The sequence below is a fragment of the Christensenella sp. genome, assembly GCF_034927525.1.
Classification (GTDB): Bacteria; Bacillota; Clostridia; order Christensenellales; family Christensenellaceae; genus Christensenella.
The window spans coordinates 1-1,751 of record NZ_JAYFPU010000090.1 but is presented as its reverse complement, the minus strand read 5'-3'; the positions used below and the strand labels follow the sequence as shown (position 1 = coordinate 1,751).

Here is a 1,751-nt window from a genome sequence, read left to right as displayed (position 1 = left end):
AACAATGCAGAAAAAAGAAGTTATCCACCAACGGATGTGGATAACTTTATGTTTAACAAAAGGCTCTGTTATGCGGTTTTAAAAAAAGAAAAAATGCAAATGATACCGAAGTTATCCACAATTGCGAAAAATGCGTGGTTGTGCAGAAAAAGCAAAAAACGGTGCAAATTGCAGAAAACATTAAAAATTGAATATTTAAGCAGAAACGAACGTTTTTTATGCATAAAAATGTATAAATTAGAAAGCGACCTTTTTGCCGTAATATGCACACTCCAAAATACGTTCCAGATCATCGGGATTCGTTGCGCGCGGGTTGGACAGCGTGCACGGATCAAGAAAAGCGTTTTCGGCGATCTCTCGTTTGTACATATTGTACTTAAATTCGTTGACGCCCGCTTCCTCAAAGCTGGTGGGCAGGTTCAAGTTGCGTGTAAGCGTGGCAATGGTTTGCAGCAGCGAGTTGAGCAGCAGCTTGTCGCGGTCGCCTTCGAAGCCGATGCGCTTGGCGATACGCGCATAACGGCGCAGGGCGGTATGGTCGCGGCGATTATAGTCGATCACATACGGCAGCAGGATAGAGTTGCACAGGCCGTGCGGAACGCCAAAAAGCGCGCCCGCTTTGTGCGCGATGGAATGATTGATGCCAAGCTGTGCGTTGGTGAACGCCATTCCCGCAAGGCAGGACGCAACATGGATCTCGTCCTTGGCTTCCATGTCGCCGTAATAAGAATCCTCGAGATAGCCAATGATGATGGCGATGGAATGGATGGACAGGGGACGCGTAAAGCTGGAACGGTTTTGGGCGACGTAAGCCTCTATGCCGTGCGTCAATGCGTCCATACCTGTATAGGCCACAAGCTTAGGCGGCATCGTCGCGGTGATCTGGCTGTCTAAGATCGCCACATCGGGCGTGATCTCAAAATCCGCAATGGGGTACTTCACCTTGGACTGGTGGTCTGTGATGACGGCGAAGGAGGTCACCTCGCTGCCCGTGCCGCTTGTTGACGGAATGGCCACAAGAATCGCTTTTTCGCGCAGCTGCGGAATCTCGCCGGACGTTATGATCCGGTCAAAGGTAAGCTCCGGGTGCTCGTAGAAGATCCACATCGCTTTGGCCGCGTCGATCACGCTGCCGCCGCCGATGGCAAAGATGATGTCCGACTGGCGCTCCAAAAGCCGTGCCGCGCCCTTCATCACCGTTTCGACCGAAGGATCGGCTTCTACATCAAAGAAATACTCAATGTCTTCCATATTACAGCCGCGCAGGACTTCCGTCAGCTTTTCCACCATACCAAGCTGCTCCATGATGCGGTCGGCGACTACAAATGCGCGTTTGTAGCCCTTCAAATGACGAATCTCCTCAATGGAGCCGTGCCCGAAAAATACATCTCTTGGAACCGTAAATCTTGACATACTGCGCCTCTTTCTATATGGATGTTGATTTCTAATATATTTCAACGTGATTGTTTTGGTTTCATTATAAGTTTTTTTTGTTTTCGAAGCAAGGCCTTTTTCCGATTTCATCAAAAAAGACTGTCCGGCGAGGACAGTCTTTTTAATACACTATATCGCTCTATTTATTCAAATATTCATCGATGCTCTGCGCAGCGGTCTTGCCCGCGCCCATCGCAAGGATAACAGTAGCAGCGCCTGTCACAGCGTCCCCGCCGGCATATACGCCGGGGATGGACGTCGCACCCGTTTCTTCATTTGTAATAATGCCGCCCCACGACTGCGTCTTAAGCTCCGGC

Annotated in this window: 1 protein-coding gene and 1 pseudogene; both read right to left on the bottom strand. The window is 49.7% G+C overall.

The genetic code is table 11. The annotated features are described in order from the left end of the window. Positions 1 to 237: 237 nt before the first annotated feature. Complete coding sequence (locus tag VB081_RS03505) at positions 238 to 1,413, bottom strand: iron-containing alcohol dehydrogenase (RefSeq protein ID WP_323399463.1); 1,176 nt, start codon at positions 1,411 to 1,413, stop codon at positions 238 to 240. A 160-nt stretch (positions 1,414 to 1,573) separates the two neighbouring features. Continuing rightward, positions 1,574 to 1,751: pseudogene (locus tag VB081_RS14965) on the bottom strand (dihydropyrimidine dehydrogenase); the annotation flags it as partial.